13 protein-coding genes are annotated in these 16942 nt (G+C 68.8%); 2 read left to right on the top strand and 11 right to left on the bottom strand.

The features are described 5' to 3' along the window. Positions 1-6 precede the first annotated feature (6 nt). Positions 7-1701: a stealth family protein gene (locus tag AQJ27_RS30200; RefSeq protein WP_079065362.1), complete on the bottom strand. Its 1695-nt coding sequence runs from the start codon at positions 1699-1701 to the stop codon at positions 7-9. A gap of 446 nt (positions 1702-2147) precedes the next feature. Between AQJ27_RS30200 and AQJ27_RS30195 the strand changes: the two genes are divergently transcribed. After that, complete coding sequence (locus AQJ27_RS30195; RefSeq protein WP_067375454.1) at positions 2148-3251, top strand: LCP family protein; 1104 nt, start codon at positions 2148-2150, stop codon at positions 3249-3251. 21 nt (positions 3252-3272) lie between these two features. Here the strand turns inward: AQJ27_RS30195 and AQJ27_RS30190 are convergent, their stop codons facing one another. Both AQJ27_RS30190 and AQJ27_RS30185 read right to left on the bottom strand, forming a co-directional pair. After that, on the bottom strand, positions 3273-3512 hold the full coding sequence (locus tag AQJ27_RS30190) for a hypothetical protein (protein WP_079065361.1): 240 nt from the start codon (positions 3510-3512) through the stop codon (positions 3273-3275). Between the two features lie 172 nt (positions 3513-3684). After that, positions 3685-4809 carry a PLL family lectin gene (locus tag AQJ27_RS30185; protein WP_067375450.1) on the bottom strand — a complete coding sequence of 375 codons (1125 nt, stop codon included), beginning with the start codon at positions 4807-4809 and terminating at the stop codon, positions 3685-3687. A gap of 180 nt (positions 4810-4989) precedes the next feature. On the opposite strand from AQJ27_RS30185, the gene AQJ27_RS30180 reads away from it, so the two are divergent. Then, positions 4990-5364 (top strand): PIN domain-containing protein, encoded by a 375-nt coding sequence (locus AQJ27_RS30180; protein ID WP_067375447.1) that lies wholly within the window; start codon positions 4990-4992, stop codon positions 5362-5364. An 80-nt stretch (positions 5365-5444) separates the two neighbouring features. Here AQJ27_RS30180 and AQJ27_RS30175 read toward each other — a convergent pair whose 3' ends face one another. The 8 genes from AQJ27_RS30175 to AQJ27_RS30140 form a co-directional block, all read right to left on the bottom strand. Then, positions 5445-6911, bottom strand: coding sequence for an ArnT family glycosyltransferase (locus AQJ27_RS30175; RefSeq protein ID WP_067375445.1), 1467 nt, complete (start codon positions 6909-6911; stop codon positions 5445-5447). 74 nt (positions 6912-6985) lie between these two features. Continuing rightward, positions 6986-8506, bottom strand: coding sequence for an amino acid permease (locus AQJ27_RS30170; RefSeq protein WP_067375443.1), 1521 nt, complete (start codon positions 8504-8506; stop codon positions 6986-6988). 153 nt (positions 8507-8659) lie between these two features. Continuing rightward, positions 8660-10591, bottom strand: a complete 1932-nt coding sequence (gene dxs / locus AQJ27_RS30165; RefSeq protein WP_067375441.1) for a 1-deoxy-D-xylulose-5-phosphate synthase — start codon at positions 10589-10591, stop codon at positions 8660-8662. Positions 10592-10731: 140 nt separating this feature from the next. Next, complete coding sequence (locus AQJ27_RS30160) at positions 10732-12024, bottom strand: sugar ABC transporter permease (RefSeq protein WP_067375439.1); 1293 nt, start codon at positions 12022-12024, stop codon at positions 10732-10734. Then, the gene (locus AQJ27_RS30155) at positions 12021-12812 is read right to left on the bottom strand and encodes an ATP-binding cassette domain-containing protein (RefSeq protein WP_060899984.1); all 792 of its coding nucleotides are present in this window, start codon (positions 12810-12812) and stop codon (positions 12021-12023) included. Before AQJ27_RS30155 ends, AQJ27_RS30160 begins: the two co-directional genes overlap by 4 nt. A gap of 201 nt (positions 12813-13013) precedes the next feature. Continuing rightward, positions 13014-14111: a sugar ABC transporter substrate-binding protein gene (locus AQJ27_RS30150; protein ID WP_067375437.1), complete on the bottom strand. Its 1098-nt coding sequence runs from the start codon at positions 14109-14111 to the stop codon at positions 13014-13016. Positions 14112-14244: 133 nt separating this feature from the next. Further along, the gene (locus tag AQJ27_RS30145) at positions 14245-15444 is read right to left on the bottom strand and encodes an ROK family transcriptional regulator (protein WP_067375435.1); all 1200 of its coding nucleotides are present in this window, start codon (positions 15442-15444) and stop codon (positions 14245-14247) included. Positions 15445-16020: 576 nt separating this feature from the next. Then, positions 16021-16941 (bottom strand): carbohydrate ABC transporter permease, encoded by a 921-nt coding sequence (locus AQJ27_RS30140; RefSeq protein WP_067375433.1) that lies wholly within the window; start codon positions 16939-16941, stop codon positions 16021-16023. Between the last annotated feature and the right edge of the window lies 1 nt (position 16942).

The following is a 16942-nucleotide window of genomic DNA, read 5'->3' as shown; positions in this document are numbered from 1 at the left end:
TCCGTTTCATCGCTCGTGGGGACCGGAGGGGTCTGGGTCGAGTGGGTCGGGGCCCGCCTCGTGCGGGCCGATCTCGTGGGGACTGGGGGTGGGGAAGTAGGCGTTGAGGAATCCGTCCAGCAGTTCCTGCTGGGCCTCGATGTCCTCGGGTGTGGAGAAGGCGTCGTTGAGACAGAAGGTGTCCTGGTCCCTGCCGTCCAGCAGCCGTTGCAGCCGGTCGGCCAGGTCGGGCACGGCCAGTTGCAGATAGGTGAAGGGCATGGAGCCCGGCTGGCCCCGTCCGGTGAGCGCCGCGTAGTAGAGCGCGAAGGACGAGGTCGGTGAGAGGTCCGTCATGGCCCGGAAGCGGCTCGCGGAGGTCCGCGCCCAGGCCTCGGGGAAGTCCCGTTCGGCCTCGTCCATCGCGCTGCGGCGCAGGGCGTACGGGATGTGTTCCATGGGCTGGGTGATCACTCTGCCAAAACGTTTCTTCAATAGCGCGCGGTTGTTCTTGCACGCCGCGTCGACCGGGGTGTCGGTCGCGACGACCGGCCCCTGCGGGATGCGGTTGCGGGAGGGGAAGTAGCGCGCGGTGCCGCTCGGGGTGAAGAAGGAGTGCGGCGCCACCGGGCGGCCCATGAACATGTCGTCGTTGAAGTACAGGAAGTGCTCGGCGAGCCCCTCGATGTGGTGGAGCTGGCTCTCGATCGAGTGCGAGTTGAAGGTCGGCAGGTCCGCGGGGTTGCGGAAGATCTCGCAATGGGAGGCGATGCGCAGACCCGGCAGGTCCTCGCGCAGCCAGTCCGGGACCTGGTCGTCGGTGACGATGTACACGTTGCGGATCCAGGGCGCGAACAGGTGCAGCGAGCGCACCGAGTAGCGCAGCTCGTCACGGCTGATGAAACGCGCGTCGCTCGCCGACTCGGCGTGGTAGACCTCACCCTTCGCCTGCGCCTTGCGCTGCTTCCAGGCGGGATCGTTGCCGTCCACCCAGGTGTAGACGGCGTCGACGGGGAAGGCGATGTCGTCGGCGCAGTTCACCAGGAACTCGGGCCGGGTGGCGAGCGCGGGCGCGAGGCGGCGCTCGGTCCAGTCCGACACGAACCGGCTGAACAGCCGGGCGGCGCCCAGGACGTTCACGCCGTCGGCGGCGACGGCCCAGGTGACGCGGTTGGCGCGGGGCGCCACGAGGTGGGTGCCCTGACGCTGCCAGAACTCGATCGCACAGCCGTACTCGTGGCCGAGCAGCAGATGGCGGCCGGGATCGGTGCGCGACCAGCTGACCTGGAGGACGCGCGCGGTGGCGACCTCACGCCAGGCCTTCGGGTCGCGCGAGGAGACCGGGCCGGCCTGGCGGGGCCGGTCGGGATCGGTGACGCTCAGGTGTCCCGGGTACTGGCTCAGACCCCGGAACAGCACACCGAGCACCCGCTCGCGGTCCTCCTCGGCGACGGCGACGACGGTGCCGTGGTCCGAGGTGCCGCGCACCGCGAAGTACCCGACGCCGACCGTGGCGAGCAGTGCGGTGAGGGCGCTGCGGTTCGCCTCGCGGGCGGAGAGCGGGGTCAGGCCGGACTCGACGTAGACGTCGCCCCGTTCGGGGTCGGGCGCGGAGTGCCCCGGCCGGGCAGAGGCCTGCTCGGCGGCACCGGTGCGAGCCCCCGAGGCACCGCCGGAGTCACCCACCGCCCGATGGACGGCGGGGTCGGAAACGGTCGTCACACCCGCTGCCCCTCATGGGCAGACGCATGCAGCGGCACAGCCACCCTCCTCATTCCTCGCCTGGCCGGAAACCGACGGCGAGCACACTTACGGTCGCCTGCCCTCGTGCCCCCCGGCTCGAATCCGCGACCGCGTCCACACCGTCAACATCGACGGTTCATTCACACCAAAGATTTAACCTTCACAGGTCTGGCACATCATCACTAGGTGAATCATCAACTGTCAACAGTGATTACAAATGACAGAAAACACACAGCTGTCCACAGCTGGGGTGAACCTCCGGTAACGCCCTCATGAACCGGCCGCCGCCGAGTTTGTTCGAAAGTCGGTCTATAGTTCTGCCACATCGCGGCACGTGAGCCGCCTCGGGCTCGGCCTCTCCCCCCACTCGTGCCCTCCCCCGTTCGATTTTCGGCAGCGAGCCGGCAGCGAGAGGACACCGCGGAATGACGCACGCCCTGACGGAGACGGAGTCGGGCCCCCGTAGATCCAGGCGCGCGCCGTCGAAGCGCGACGGCAAGCCGCCGCGGCGCCGCCGGGTGTGGCGCTGGATCGCCCTGGGCCTGGCCGTCGTCCTGCTCGGGGCGGGCGGAACGGTCTGGTGGATGTACGAGAGCCTCGACTCGAACCTCTCCGACGTCGACATCGACAAGGTTCTCGGGGACGACCGCCCCGAGAAGGTGCCGACCAGTGGCCAGAATCTGCTGGTGCTCGGCTCGGACTCCCGGTCCGGCGCCAACGCCGCCCTCAACACCGGGAACGTGAGCGGCGCGCGCTCCGACACCGCGCTGGTGGTGCACATACCCGAGGGGCGCACGCGCGCGACCGCGGTGAGCATCCCCCGCGACACGCTCGTCAGCCGCCCCGCCTGCACCACCGCTTCCGGCAGACAACTGCCCGCGGCGAAGCGCGTGATGTTCAACTCCGTCTACTCACTGGGCGGTCCGACCTGCGTGGTGAAGACCGTCGAGTCGATCTCGGGCATCCGCATGGACCACTACATGGAGATCGACTTCGCCGGGTTCAAGGACCTCGTGGACGCCCTCGGCGGAGTGACGATCAAGCTCGACGAGGCGATCAAGGACTCCAAGACCGGCCTCGACCTGACCGCGGGCTCCCACCACCTCGACGGGACCGACTCCCTCAGGCTCGTCCGCACCCGTTACGGCTACGGCGACGGCAGCGACCTCGGCCGCATCGGTCTCCAGCAGAAGTTCATGCTCGCCGTGCTCGCTGAGGTCAAGCGCCAGGACGTACTGGGCAGCCCGGCGAAGCTGTACGACATCGCCAGCTCCGCCACCAAGGCGCTGACCACCGACTCCGGCCTGGGCTCCCTCACCAAGCTCGCCAAGTACGGGGGCAGCCTCAAGGCCATCGACCCCGGCAGCATGGAAACGATCATGCTGCCCGTCCGGTACGACACCCAGGACCCCAACCGGGTCGTCGCCGCGCAGCCGCAGGCCGGCCGACTCTGGAAGGCCCTGCGCGAGGACGAGACGGTCCCCGAGTCGGCCAAGAAGTCACCCGCGACGGGCGGCACCACGTCCTGAAGGACGCCGTGGGGGACCCGCTCAGAAGACCGACTGCTGAAGGCTGGGCAGGTTCCCCTCGCTGTCGCGGAACCACGCGCCCTCGATGTCGTCGACGTCCCACCCCATCTGCGTGAAGGTGCCGGGCGAGGTCCCCGCCGACCGGAACAGGGCGAACTCCGCGCCTCCGCACCGGTACAACTGCCCGCCGGGCCGTTCCTCGGCGGGCAGCCTGGTCACCACACGGGACCGGGCCAGAAGGTCCCTGTCATCTGCGTTCATGAGCCCACTGTGCCGTGGGCGAGGGCCGGACGGACGCGTGGAGGCGACAGGCGGAAGCCGACGCACGCCGTTTCGTCGCTTCGGTTCCGTCGGACCCATTCCGCCGGGACCGTTCCGCCGGGACCGTTCCGCCAGGACCGTTCCGCCAGGACCGTTCCGTCGGTCTCCGCTGTCAGACGCGGATGGACGGGGCCATCACCAGACCCCCGTCACCGTTCTGCCGCGCGACGCACAACGCACCGTCCGCGCCGATCATCCCGAGCACGACACGCCCGTACGCGTCGAGGGCCGCCGCCGGTGCGCCCACGCAGCGCTCGCCGGTGGGTGACCACCACAGCCCGGCCTGCTCGTTCTCCGTGCCGCAGGCGGCGAGCATGATCTGACCGTCGAGGTCGCGATGGGCCAGCACCGTGCAGTCGTAGCCGTCGAGAACCGCGCGGAGCGCCACCACGGGTTCCCCGGCCGGCGCGCCGCCCAGCGGGATCACCCAACTCCCCGGCCGGTGCGCGACGATCCCGCCGGTGGCCGGGTCGGTCCAGTAGTACGTCGCCCGGTCGGGCCCGGTCGCCAGTGCGACGGCGCTGCCGGGAGCCACCGCGAGCGGGATGTTCGGGGCCTGCCGGAAGTCCCCGCCGGGCTCCTCCTGGACCCAGCGCATGACACAGCCGTCACCCCCGGCCATCGCCTCCACGCGACCGGAGGGATGGACCACCGCGGCCACCGGATCCTGCACGCGGCTGCCCTTGAGGTCGGTCCAGGGGCCCCATTTGCCGCCCGGCAGCTCCCTGCGCAGCATCACACCGCCCCCGGCGTTGCGCACGAAGACGTGCACCGTGCCGTCCGGGCCCACCGCCCCGGACGGGACGCCGAGCCGCGCCGCCTTGTCCCGGTCCTTGTGCGGATTGCCGAGCGAGCGCCACTCGGCGACGGGGCGGTCGGTCTGGTACTGGATGGCGTGGACGATCTCGACGGCGGGCGGACCCTCCCCCTTGCGGACCTCGCGCCGGCCGAGGAAGTGGACATAGCCATCGGCTCCCTGGGCCACGGACACCCACGTCAGATCGGCCGCCGGGAAGACGTCCGGGCCCGTCCACCGCGAGCCGCCCCGCCGGGCCTCGGTCCAGCGCAGCAGCCCCGCACGGCCGTGAGCGTAAGCGCTGAGCCTGCCGTCCTTGCCCAGGACCAGCCAGGGGCCGCCGACGACGGTGTCCGCCACGTGCCGCCCGGCTCCCCCGGGTGCGTCGGCGTCGGCCTTCGCTCTGCCCCGGACGGCGGCGCGCCCGGATCTGGTCCGCATGACGTGACCTGCCCTTTCCCATGACACTCGGCGCGGCTCCCCTGCCGCCTCCGCGTGCGGGCACGCGGGAGGCCTAGCGCGCCCCATCATAGGATGAACGTTTCCTCAAGCTTGTGTGACGGCCGTTCAAACGGCTGTTCAAGCCGATGTCCGTACAGCCGTTCATGGGACGCTGGTCGGATGACCGACCAGCCTCTGCTCGTGATCATCGACGCCGCCAACGTCGTCGGCTCCGTCCCCGACGGCTGGTGGCGCGACCGCCGGGGTGCCGCGGAGCGGCTGCGGGACCGGCTCGTCCGGGACGGGCTGCCCGGGCACGAGGGTCCGGTGGAGCTGGTCCTCGTGGTGGAGGGCGCGGCCAAGGGTGTGGAGTCCGTCCCCGGTGTACGGGTCGTGGAGGCACCCGGCAGCGGCGACGACCGCATCGTGGAGGTGGTGACCGAGGCCGGTGACCGCCCCGTCCTGGTCATCACGGCGGACCGTGAACTGCGGCGCAGGGTGACCGAGTCGGGCGCGGAGGTGGCGGGACCCCGGACGGTACGGGGGCCCTCCTGAGCCGGCGCGCGACCGGTGGGCCGGGGCAGGTCGGCGGGCGAGCGGGTGGGGCGAGCCCGGGTGTGCGGCGCGGCCCCGGGTCAGTCCGGCGGCCCCGTGCGGGTGTACAGCACCGCCCCGTCCACCGTGCCCGCCTCCTCCCACCCCGCGGCCAGCAGCCGGCGCAGCGAGCCGACCCGGTCGGGGGCGTACGGCTTGCCCCGGGAGTCGTCGACGACGAGGGCCGGTGGGTGGGCCGTCAGTTCCGCGCGGAACACCGGCCAGGCGCCCTCGACGGCGTACTTCTCGCCGACCTGGGGACCGTCGCGGCCCCCGCTGTAGTTGGTGAGGAGCCCGGCGGTCAGATAGCGGCTGGCGGGGGTCCGGTTCGCCAGCCAGTACGTCTCCGGGTGTATGCCCCACACGAGGACGCGGTCCCCGGGATCCGTACGGTGGTCCAGGGCGGCGGCGAGGCGCTGGGCGTGCCCGAGTTCGGGCCGTGGCGCGAGCAGGCCCCAGGCCAGAAACAGCGCGCAGCAGCAGCCCGAGGCGAGGACGGCGGTCACCAGGCGTTCGCGGGGCAGGATCTGGAGCGCGGCCGTCGCCAACAGGGCCAGGGACGGGATGAGTTGAAGGTAGTAGTGGCCGAAGAAGTGGAAGCCGACCAGGACCGCCACCGCCGACGAGCCGAGCCACAGCCAGAGTTCGGCCGCGCCGGTGCGGGCCACGCGCAGCGCCCGCAGGATCGGCGGGATCAGGCCCGCGCAGGCCGCCGCGAGGATCCCCGTGTTGGTCAACCCGCGTGACAGGACGTGGAGTTCGGAGCCCGTGAAGGAGACGTAGGCACCCGAACCGGTGACCGTCCAGAACAGGAATCCCGCCGGGGTGGTGAGCAGCGCCGCGCCGAGGACCGGGCAGACCACGCCAACTCCGAGCCGCAGCAGGCCTCTTCGAGGTGCCGTCTCCTGCCGCCACAGCATCCAGAGCACCGGCACGAGCACCACCCCGCCGGTCTGCTTGGTCAGGAAGGAGCAGGCCACGGCGACCCCCGCGGCGCCCCAGCGGCACCGGTCGGCGCACCACATCGCGGCCGTCGTGCAGGGCAGTATGAACACCTCGAAGGTCGCCGCCTGCGCGTCTTCGGGGTTGAGCCCGATCGAGACCAGCACGTACAGCACCCCGGCCGTGCGCCCGGCCTGATCGCCCCAGCGACGCCGGGCCAGCGAGGCCAGCAGCACGGCGGTCGACAGCTGGGCCACGATCGCGAGGACGCGCACGGACGTGAGCGAACCGGAGCCGAACACCGCGAACGCCGCCTCGTACAGCCACGGCACGAGCGGAGGCTTGCGGTCCACGACGGTCTCGTACAGCTCTCCCCCGCCCGCCAGTATCCGCGCCTGTACGGCGAGATAGCCCTCGTCGGGGTTCCACAGCGGCCGTACGAAGGAGGGGGCCCGGGTGAGACAGACCAGCACCCCGAGGACGGGCAGCAGCCGTCTCCAGTAGCCGGGGCCCGACATCCGTGACGCGGCTGCGGAGCGTGGTGTTTCCAGGAGCCCGGCGAGCATACGGTGCACGCTATCCGGCCCCGCGGTCTCCACCGAAACGGGACATACGGGGCCGGAGCATCAATAAGGTCCGATCACTGTGTCTTGGGGCGCGGCGGGTGCACCCCGGCCTCGGTCGTCTCCCCGTGCCGCCCGAGACGGCTGTGCGAGCGGCCGTACAGGAAGTAGACGCCGAAGCCGATCACCATCCAGACCGCGAACCGCAGCCAGGTCTCGGCCGGCAGGTTGAGCATCAGCCAGACCGAGGCGAGGACGGAGACGATCGGGACCAGCGGGACCAGCGGGGTGCGGAAGGAGCGATGCAGGTCGGGGCGGGTGTGGCGGAGGATGACGACGCCGATCGCGACGACCACGAAGGCGAAGAGCGTACCGATGTTGACCAGTTCGGCCAGTTCGCTGAGGCTGGTGAAGCCCGCCACGATCGCGATGATCACACCGAGCAGGATGGTCGGCCGGTGCGGGGTGCGGAACCTGGGGTGGACCCGGGAGAAGAACCGCGGCAGCAGTCCGTCGCGGCTCATCGCGAAGAAGACCCGGGTCTGGCCGAGCAGCAGGATCATGCAGACCGTGGTCAGACCGACGGCGGCGCCGAAGCTGATGACGCCGGCGTACCAGGGGTGCCCGGTCGCCTTGAAGGCGTCGGCGAGCGGGGCGTCGATGGACAGCCGGTCGTACCTCTGCATGCCGGTGACGACGATCGACACGGCCACGTAGAGAGCGGTGCAGATGAAGAGCGAGCCCATGATGCCGCGCGGCATGTCCCGCTGCGGGTTCTTGGTCTCCTCGGCGGCCGTCGCCACCACGTCGAAGCCGATGAAGGCGAAGAAGACGACGGAGGCGGCGGTGAAGATGCCCATCACACCGAAGTTGGTGGGTGTGTAGCCGAACATGAGCTGGACGAGCGGGGCATTGAGACTGCTGCCCGCCTCCTGGGCCTGCACCTTGGGGATGAAGGGCGTGTAGTTGTCGCCCACGATGAAGAAGGCGCCCGCGATGATCACGATCATCACGACGGTGACCTTGATGGCGACCACGACCGTGGTGACGCGGGCCGAGAGCTTCACGCCGATGACCAGGATCGCCGTGAGCACCAGCACCAGCGCGGCGGCGAGGATGTCGAAGCCGAACCCGGAGGACCCCTCACGCCCGCTGAGATAGCCCGGCAGATGCCAGCCCGCGTTGTCCAGGAGCGAGCGCACGTACCCCGACCAGCCGACGGCCACCACCGCCGTACCGAGCGCGAACTCCAGCACCAGGTCCCAGCCGATGATCCAGGCGGGCAGCTCACCGAGCGAGGCGTACGCGAAGGTGTACGCGGACCCCGCCACCGGGACCGTGGAGGCGAACTCCGCATAGCACAGCGCCGCCAGGGCGCAGACGACACCCGCGACGACGAACGCCAGCGAGACCGCGGGGCCCGCGTTCTCCTTGGCGACCTTGCCGGTGAGGACGAAGATGCCGGTTCCGATGATGACACCGACGCCGAAGACGGTGAGATCCAGAGCCGACAGCGACTTCTTGAGTGCGTGCTCCGGCTCCTCAGTGTCCAAGATCGACTGTTCGACCTTCTTAGTCCTGAAGAGGGTGCTGCTCACGGGCCTACCTCCACGCTTGATGTCCTCGACATGATCGAGGGGGCGTGTACCGCGCATGCCCCGGTGCGGTCGGATTCACGCAAATGGGCCGGTTTCGCCACCCGTGCGGGGTGGCGAAACCGGCCCAATGGACCTGCGTTCGAAGGTGGTACGTCAGTCGCGGGCGGGCTCCACCGAGTCCACCGCCTGCGCGGCGGCACCCGGGAAGCGGCCGTCGAGCTTGGAGACGAGACCGGTGACCTGCCGGGCGATGTCCGGTGCGGTCAGGCCGATCTCCGCCATGACCTCGGCGCGCGAGGCGTGGTCGAGGAAGCGCGGCGGGATGCCGAAGTCGCGCAGCGGGACGTCGACGCCCGCGTCGCGCAGGGCCTGCGCGATCGTCGAGCCGACGCCGCCGACGCGGGAGTTGTCCTCGACGGTGACGACGACGCGGTGCTGCTCGGCGAGCGGGGCCATGGCCTCGTCGACCGGCTTGACCCAGCGCGGGTCGACGACGGTCGTGGAGATGCCCTGCTGGTCGAGGAGGCCGGCGATCTCCAGGCACATCGGCGCGAGGGCGCCGACGGAGACGAGGAGTACGTCGGGCGCGTCGGTGCCCGGCTCGCGCAGCACGTCCATGCCGCCGATCCGGCCCACCGCGGGCACCGCCGGACCGACCGCGCCCTTGGAGAAGCGGACCACGGTCGGCGCGTCGGTCACGTCGACGGCCTCGCGCAGCTGGGCGCGGACCTGGTCGGCGTCACGCGGCGCGGCGAGCCTGAGACCCGGCACGACCTGAAGGATCGACATGTCCCACATGCCGTTGTGCGAGGCGCCGTCGGTACCGGTGACGCCCGCGCGGTCCAGCACGAACGTCACGCCGCACTTGTGCAGGGCCACGTCCATCAGGACCTGGTCGAAGGCGCGGTTGAGGAAGGTCGCGTAGACGGCGAAGACGGGGTGCAGTCCGCCGGTCGCCAGGCCCGCCGCGGACACGGCGCCGTGCTGCTCCGCGATGCCGACGTCGTACACCCGTTTGGGGAAGGCCTTGGCGAACTTGTCGAGGCCGACCGGCTGGAGCATCGCGGCCGTGATGGCGACCACGTCCTTGCGCTCCTGGCCGAGCCTGACCATCTCCTCGCCGAAGACGGAGGTCCAGTCGGCGCCGGAGGAGGCGATCGGCAGGCCCGTGTCGGGGTGGATCTTGCCGACGGCGTGGAAGCGGTCCGCCTCGTCCTGCAGGGCGGGCTGGTAGCCGCGGCCCTTCTCGGTGAGGCAGTGCACGATGACCGGGCCGCCGAAGCGCTTGGCGCGGGCCAGCGCCGACTCCAGGGCCTCGATGTCGTGGCCGTCGATCGGGCCGACGTACTTCAGGCCCAGGTCCTCGAACATGCCCTGCGGGGCGATGAAGTCCTTGAGCCCCTTCTTCGCGCCGTGCAGGGTCTCGTAGAGCGGCTTGCCGACGACCGGCGTGCGCTCCAGGAGGTCCTTCCCCCGGGCGAGGAAGCGCTCGTAGCCGTCCGTGGTGCGCAGGGTCGCCAGGTGGTTCGCGAGGCCGCCGATCGTGGGGGCGTACGAACGCTCGTTGTCGTTGACGACGATGACCAGGTGGCGGTCCTTGGCGTCCGCGATGTTGTTGAGCGCCTCCCAGGCCATGCCGCCGGTGAGAGCGCCGTCACCGATGACGGCGACCACGTGGTCGTCCCTGTCGAGCACCTCGTTGGCCTTCGCCAGACCGTCGGCCCAGCCGAGGACCGTGGAGGCGTGCGAGTTCTCGATCACGTCGTGCTCGGACTCGGCCTGCGAGGGATAGCCGGACAGGCCGCCCTTCATCTTCAGCTTCGAGAAGTCCTGACGGCCGGTGAGCAGCTTGTGGACGTAGGACTGGTGACCGGTGTCCCACAGCACCCTGTCCTTCGGCGACTCGAAGACGCGGTGCAGGGCGATGGTGAGCTCCACGACACCGAGATTGGGGCCGAGGTGGCCGCCTGTCTTGGAGACCGCGTCGACGAGAAAGGTCCTGATCTCGCCGGCCAGCTGGTCCAGCTGCTCCAGGCTGAGCCGGTCCAGATCGCGCGGTCCCCTGATGCGGGTCAGCAGCGGCACCCGTGCCTCCTTGCAGTAGAGCTGTTCGAGCTTTGCCGGGCCTGTCGAGTCTAATGTTCCGCCAGGACATGACTGTGCCCGGCACCGCCATTGGCACCGGGCACAGGTTCAAAGGGCGTGGGGCAGTGCCCCGACGACCGCTAGGCGCGACCGGCCGTCTTCTGCGTCTTGCGGGTGACGGCGTCGATGACGACCGTGGCGAGAAGCACACCACCGGTGATCATGTACTGGATCGGCGACGCGATGCCCTGCAGCGCCAGACCGTACTGGATGGACACGATCACCAGCACACCCAGCAGCGCGTTCCACGTACGACCGCGACCACCGAAGAGGCTGGTGCCACCGATGACCGCCGCGGCGATCGCGTTCATCAGGAGGTCACCCGCGCCCGCGCCCTGGTTGGCGGAGGCGATCTTCGAGGCGATGAACAGACCACCGATGGCGGCGAACGTACCGGAGATCGCGAAGACCGAGATCCGCACCATCTCCACGTTGATACCGGCACGCCGGGAGGCCTCGACGCTGCCACCGAGCGCGAAGATCTTCCGGCCGTACGCGGTCCGGCGCAGCACGAAGTCCGTGATCAGCAGCACCGCGATGAAGATCACCACGGCGAGCGGAAGGCCCTTGTACTGGTTGTAGGTGATCGCCACGGCGAAGGCGACGATCGCCAGCAGCGCGGTGCGCAGGATGGTCTCGCTCAGCGGCCGGGACGGCACACCCGCGGCCTCGCGGCGCTTGTTGCCGTAGAAGGAGCTGAGGAAGAACACGGCGGTGACGCCGATGGCGAGCACGTAGGCGGCGGCGACATCGGTGAAGTAGTAGCTGGTCAGCTTGGCGACGAGGCCGTTGCTGTCCAGGTTGATGGTGCCGTTGCTGCCCAGGATCTGGAGCATGAAGCCGTTCCAGAACAGCAGACCCGCCAGGGTGACGGCGAAGGCCGGCACACCGATGCGCGCGAACACGAAGCCGTGGATCGCGCCCGCGACCGTGCCCGTGAGGATGGCCAGCACGAAGGCCAGATACTCGTTCATGCCGTGTGTGACGTTCAGCACCGCGAACGCGGCGCCCGCGACACCGGAGACCGAACCGACCGACAGGTCGATCTCACCGAGCAGCAGCACGAAGACGATACCGACGGCGATCATGCCCGTGCCGACCATGGCGACGGAGATGTCGGACAGGTTGCCCGCGGTGAGGAAGTTGGAGTTCAGGCTCTGGAAGATGATCCAGATGATGACCAGGCCGAGGACGACCGGGATGGAGCCCAGGTCACCGGCCTTCATCTTGCGCTTGAACTCGGAGGCGTAGCCCGCGAGGCCCTGCTCGCGCACGAGGAGCCGGGGGTCGACCGCGGTGACCGCCGCGGCGGCCGCCTCGGGGTTCTCCACGACGTGGTCCTCGGGGGTCTCAGAGGTCTTGTCGATGCTCACTTCTGAGCCTCCCCATTGCTGCGCGCCGCACGACGGGTCACGGCGTTCTCCGTGGCGCCCGTGATGGCGGAGATGATCTCTTCCTGCGAGGTCGACTTGACCTCGAAGATGCCGTTGTTGCGCCCGAGGCGCAGGACGGCGACCTTGTCGGCCACGGCCTTCACATCCGCCATGTTGTGGCTGATGAGGATGACCGCGTGACCGCGTTCACGCAGCCGCTCGACCAGGTCGAGCACCTGGGCGGTCTGCTCGACACCGAGGGCCGCGGTGGGCTCGTCGAGGATGACGAGCTTGGGCTCGCCCAGCATCGAACGGGCGATCGCCACGGTCTGGCGCTGACCGCCGGAGAGCGAGGCGATCGGGATGCGGACGCTGGGGATACGGATGGACAGCGTGTCCAGCAGCTCGCGGGAGCGGCGCTCCATCTCGACCTCGTCCAGGATGCCGCGCTTCTTCAGCTCCCGGCCCAGGTAGAGGTTGCCGACGACGTCGATGTTGTCGCACAGCGCCAGGTCCTGGTACACGGTCGCGATACCGAGGCCCTGGGCGTCTTGCGGCTTGTTGATGTGGACGGCCTTGCCGTCCCACTCGATGGCGCCCTCATCGATGGGGTGCACGCCGGCGATCGTCTTCACCAGCGTGGACTTTCCGGCGCCGTTGTCGCCCACCAGGGCGACCACTTCACCGGCGTGGACCTCAAGCTCTACATCGGTGAGCGCCTGGACGGCACCGAATCGCTTGGAGACCCCGCGCAACGCCAGGACAGGCGTAGCGGACACGTGAACCATCTCCTTCGCCGCCTGACCCGGCGGGAGGTTGTGCAGAAGTTTGTGGAGGGGGTGTTCCGTCCGGCGCCCCGCCCTAGCTTTGCGGGGCTGATGGATGCGGGGCGCCGGAGGGGCTTCTATGACGCAAGTCCCGTACGGAAATTCAAGAACGAATTCCCGTACGTGGATAGAGACTTGCGGCGGCTACTTCAGTTGCTCGGACTACTTGATGCCGAGCGCGTCGCACTTGGCCTTGTAGGCGCTCGTGCAGATGTCGCTGACCGTGTAGACGCCGTCCTTGATGACGGTGTCGTTGATGTTGGCCTTGGTCAGCGAGACGACCGCGACGATGACCGACGGGATCGCCTTGTCGGTCGGGCTGTCGACCTTGTCCTTGGCGACGGTGTCGAGCGACTTGCCCTGGGCGAGCGCGACAGCCATCTCGGCGGCGGCGTCGGCCTCGGGGGCGTACGGCTTGTAGACGCTCATGAACTGCTCACCGGCGATGATGCGCTGCACACCCGCGAGCTCGGCGTCCTGGCCGGTGACCGGGACGGAGATGCCCGCGGCCTTCAGGGCCGTGATGATACCGCCGGCCATGCCGTCGTTGGCGGAGTAGACGCCGACGACGTTCTTCTTGCCGAGGGCGGAGATGGCGCCCTCCATGTTGGCGTTGGCGTTCTCCGGCTTCCAGTCCTTGGTGTCGTACTCCTTGCCGATGTTCACCTTGCCGTCGAGGACGGAGTGGGCACCGGCCTTGAACTGGGCGGCGTTCGGGTCGGTGGACGACCCGTTCATCATCACGATCTTGCCGGACTTGGCCTTGGAGCCGAGCGCGGCGAGGAGCGCCTCACCCTGCGTCTTGCCCACGGTCGTGTTGTCGAACGACGTGTAGCCGCTGATCGGACCCTGCGCGAGACGGTCGTAGGCGACGACGGGGATGCCGGCGTCCTTGGCCTTCTGGACCGAGTTCTTGATGGCCGCGGAGTCCACAGCGTCGACGATCAGGACGTCCACCTTGTCGGTGATCATCGTCTCGACCTGCTGCGCCTGCGTGGTGGCGTCCTGCTTGGCGTTGGCGTACTGGAGCGTGCCCTTGCCGTTCGTCAGTTCCTTGACCTTCTTCTCGATCAAGGGCCTGTCGAACTTCTCGTAACGCGCGGTCTGGTTCTCGGGAAGGAGCAGACCGACCTTGATCGCGTCGCCCTTCTTGGCGGAGCTCGAGCTGTCGCTCTTGTCGCCGGACTCCTTGGCACTGCCACAAGCAGCCAGCGAAACGGCCATCGCACCAGCGGCAACGGCAAACGCGGCACGACGCATACGCGTGTTCACTCTTGAAACCTCCCTGACGAGGCCGCGTCGTTGCGGCCGAGGTGGCTGGAAGTCAACTCGGCCACGCGTGCGACGTCAAGAAGTAAATACTTAACGAGATGGCAACGGTGCCATGCGTTCTCTAAGTGAAGGCAGGGGCACCCGCGGACAGTGATCCGTCCAAAAGGGTCGAATCGCCCATCTCGCTGAGCGCGAGAGCAAGGGCCCCGAGCACCTCCGCACGGCCTCCAAGTGCCCCTGGGAGCACCGAGAGTTGACGTGCGGCGCTGGGGATCGCGTACCGGCCTACCGACTCCCTGATGGGCCCGAGAACGAGCTCACCGGCCTCGGCGAGGTCGCCGCCGAGGACCACCCGACTCGGGTTGAGGAGGTTGCAGAGATTCGCAACTCCGCTCCCGATGTGACGGCCGACATCGGCGATCACCCGACGACAACCCGGATCGCCCTCCCGGGCCAGCCTGACGACGCCTTCCATGGTCAGGTCCGTGCCATGGCTGGACTGCAGTAGCGGCAGCACATAGCGCGCCGCCGCGAAGGTCTCCAGGCAACCCCGATTGCCACAGCGACAGACGGGGCCGGATTCATCAAGAGTAATATGCCCGATTTCGCCCGCAGTGCCGCCAGGCCCGCGGTAGATCTTGCCGTCGATCACCAGCCCGGCGCCGACACCGCTCGCGACCTTGATGTACGCCAGGTCCTTGACCCCGCGCCCACTGCCCCAGACCAGCTCGCCGAGCGCGCCCAGGTTGGCGTCGTTGTCCACGTACACGGGCACGCCGAGCCGCCCCCGCAGCTCCTCGGCGGGCTTCGCGCCGGTCCAGCCCGGCAGGATCGCGGTGGACCCCAGGGTCCCCGACTCCACGTCGATGGGACCGGGCACGCCGAGTCCCACGCCCGCGATCTTGGACCGGTCCACCCCGGTCGCCGCGATCAGGCGGCTGACCAGCTCTTCCGCCCGGTCGAAGCCCTGTGCGGCGCTCGCGTCCACGTCCAGCGGCTCGGATTCCTCGGCCAGCACCTGGTGGGCGAGGTTCCCGACCGCGACGCGCAGATGCGTATGGCCGAAGTCGACGCCGATGACGATGCCGGCGTCACCGCTCAGGGACACGCTGCGGGCCCTGCGGCCACCCGCCGAGGTGGGGGTGACCTCGACCGTTCCGCCGTCCTTGAGCTCCCGGACGATATTGGAAACGGTCGCGGCGGAGAGGCCCGTCGTCCTCGCGATCTCCGCTTGCGTGAGCGAACCGGCAAGGCGCACCGCACGTACGACGCGCTCCAGATTGGCTCGGTGCAGCGATGACTGCGACCCCGGAGTCTCCACGACGACCTCCCGCGTACGAGGCCGCCACGATGAGGCCCCGCCTATGTCCAACTAGTGAACTCTAAGCTGAGCTGTTTGGGTTACCTCCCGTCAAGAGGTTGAGCTGCATCCGGCGCGGATGAGCACACGTGTGCGGGACAGACTGGGCCGTAGATCCTTCTATGGCCCAGGTCACACCCGGACTGATTACAAGTTGTCGCAGCCTCCGCCGTACCAGATCAAGACCACGGCGCTGCCCCGCCGGGCGTGGGCTCCCGCGGAACCCCTCCGGGCGGGTGGAGCCGTTTCCGGGGGACCGGGGAATGCGGGACCCAGTGGGCGGGATCCGGCGGAGGGGATCTGGAGGACGTGACCGAGCCGGCGGGATCGAATGCGTGGAACCGAATGCGCGGGAGCGAGTAGGCGGGATCGAATACGTGGAACCGAATGTGCGGGACTGAATGCGCGGGACTGGATAGGCGGGACCCAATGCGCGGGACCGAATACGCGTAATCCCCTCCGTGCATTCGGAAGGGATTACGTACTCCGAGGAATTTTCGGTGTTCGACGGATTCGGCGGCCGTTATCTCGCTCGGCCTACTTGAGAGCCCCCGCCGTCAGCCCCTGGACCACCTGTCGCTGGAAGATGATGTACGCGGCCAGCACCGGGAGCATGGCCATCACCAGGCCCGCGAAGAGGCCCGACCAGTCGCCCTTGTAGCCCTGGCTGGTCGCCAGCTCGACGAGGCCCTGGGAGAGGACCTTCTTGTCGGGGTCGGTGTTCAGCACGGTGGGGAGCATGTACTGGTTCCACTGGCCCAGGAAGTTGAAGATCCCGACGCTGACCAGACCCGGCTTGGCCATCGGCAGCATGATCTGGAAGAAGGTCCTGGTGTGCGAGGCACCGTCGACGAACGCCGCCTCGGCGATCGAGGTCGGCAGTGTCCTGAAGAACGAGGTCAGGAAGAAGACCGTGAACGGCAGCGAGTAGGCGATGTAGACGAGGATCAGACCCGGCAGCGTGTTCAGCAGACTCATGTTGTTCAGGACGTAGAACAACGGCACCAGGGCCAGCATGATCGGGAAACTCATTCCTCCGACGAAGAGGAAGTAAATGAAACGGTTGCCCGGGAACTCGAATCGGGCGAGGACGTATGCCGCCATCGAGCCGAGCACGAGCGTACCGACCAGTGAGAATCCCACCACGATGAGCGTGTTGCCGAAGTAGTCGCTCATGTGGGCCTGCGACCACGCGCGCGACCAGTTGTCGAAGTGCAGTTTGTCCGGCAGTGACCAGGGCGAGCTGAAAATGGAGTCGTCGTCCTTGAAAGACGTCATCACCGCCCACAGCAGCGGCAGTACGACCATGATCGCCCAGATGATGAGAATGCCGTGCGAGAAGGCGTTGAGGATGCCGCCCTCACTGCTCTTCGCCTTCTCCGGCGGCACCTTCTCCTTCACCACCTGAGTACGGTCCTCGACCGGTTCCACGGGCGGCGGGGTGTCAGTGGTCTTCATG

This window comes from Streptomyces olivochromogenes (assembly GCF_001514115.1).
Taxonomy (GTDB): Bacteria; Actinomycetota; Actinomycetes; order Streptomycetales; family Streptomycetaceae; genus Streptomyces; species Streptomyces olivochromogenes.
Note: the sequence above shows the minus strand (reverse complement) of the source record. Positions and strands in the feature narration are given on the sequence as shown.